Consider the following 1,804-nt stretch of genomic DNA (forward strand, 5'->3'; position numbering starts at 1 on the left):
AATCGTTGGGGTCGAGTGACAGGTCACCCTGTCACCCTCCCGTGCAAAACCGTGCTTGCGATGTTAACCGCACACGGCTCCTCAACAGTACGGCTGTTGTCATCAGCACCTTGCTCTACGCTGTCGCAGGCAGTTTTAACGTCGTGACAATGACGGTGAAGCGGTTGCAGATTGTCGAATTTATCTGTCCCACCCTTCTGTTTAGGAAGGATATGGTCAACCTCAATCAGCGCGTCTCCTGCAAACATCAGTCCACATTCTGGGCATCGACCTTTATACCTTTTAAGAAGTCTGGCGACTCGATTCGGTAGTTCCGGATGTTTGCCCTTTCGCGTGCTCCAGTAGATCACATCACCATCAAAGAAACTTCGGTTCCCTTTCACTTTTACGTGGCGAACAATGGGGGTTGCAGCGTGGGACGCAAGTTGCATTCCATCCTTCGTAGAGAAGGTCAATCTGTCCCCGATGCGGTGCCAGTATTTGTTGAAGGTCTTGGAGTTGTATTGCCCGGTTCTGTATCTGGCCCAGGCTCTGAGTTGAGAAAACAGAACGAAATCGCAACGGGTGAACGTTTGCTTACTACATACCCTAGAGTAATAGTTACACCATCCCCTGATAACGGGGTTGAGCTTACTAATCAGTGCCGATTGAGGCGCGGGTTTGTGAGCATCAATAATGTTCCTAAGTTTCTGGGTATGTAGGGCAACCTTCGCCTTACTGGGCTTGATGAGTGTTTTGAATCCTAGTTTCTGTCCGCATTTACATCCAGACTGGTGCTTGCCCACTGGATATTGCCGAATGTTGAATCCGAGAAAGTCAAATCCAACATTTCCTTCATGCGGTGTTAGCGTATGAGAAATGCGGGTTTTACTAGGTTTCAGCTCAAGAGACATCTCTTGCAACCACGCTTCCACCGCTGCTTTACACTGTAAGACGACCGCCAGTGACTTGTGGAGAATGACAAAATCATCAGCGTATACACAGACACACAACTCTTGCTGTAGGTACTGACGCTGACGGATACATCCTCTTGCCACCGTCTCCAATCCATGAAGAGCAACCAGCGCCAGTAAAGGCGACAGGGTTCCGCCTTGCGGAACGCCTTCAGTTGTTGGAGATAACTGTCCGTCTAGAACGACTCCCGACTTTAGCCAAGCTTTAATTTGCCTGCGTAGAGTCGGAAAAGTCTTCAGTTTATTCAGTAGGGCTTTTTGGTTGATTTTATCGAAGCATTTCGAGATATCAGCATCTAGCACATACTTAGGCTGGAAGTGGATACCGTTAAAAATTGCTTTGATGGCATCTTGAGTGCTTCTTCCCGTTCGGAATCCGTAGGTATTGGTTTCTAGAACCGTTTCCCATTCGGGTTCCAATGCTAGCTTCACTAGCATTTGCCGTGCCCTTTCTATCATGCAGGGTATGCCTAACGGTCTTTCTTCCGTCGTTCCCGGCTTCGGTATCATCACCCGCCGCGTCGGTTTAGATTTTCCCGTTAGAGACAGGTCGTTTACGAGGTCAAGCCGTTGTGGTGGCCGCAGGGATTTCACCCCGTCCACACCTGCTGTTTTCCTGCCTGTATTGTCCTGCGTTACCCGTCTGACTGCTAAAAGCTTGGCTGAACGAGATTTCATCAATAGTTTCTGGAGCCTATGAACCTGCTGGGTATCACCACGACGTTTGGCTTTGAAGATTCTGGTTTGGAGTCGGTAGACCATTTTCTCGACTGTTTTCCAGTCGATGGCTGCCCATTCATCACTACCCATCACTGAGTGTGTCATCGTCTTTACTCTGACTAAAGGTTCTT

At 48.8% G+C, this 1,804-nt stretch carries 1 protein-coding gene; it reads right to left on the reverse strand.

Going from position 1 to position 1,804, the window contains the following annotated elements:
* Nucleotides 1-23 precede the first annotated feature (23 nt).
* A partial coding sequence (locus CKL79_RS22305) for a reverse transcriptase domain-containing protein (protein ID WP_346427083.1) occupies nucleotides 24-1,804 on the reverse strand: 1,781 nt, incomplete at its 5' end.

Origin of the sequence: Leptolyngbya sp. BC1307 (assembly GCF_002286735.1) — a bacterium.
Lineage (GTDB): Bacteria > Cyanobacteriota > Cyanobacteriia > Phormidesmidales > Phormidesmidaceae > Phormidesmis.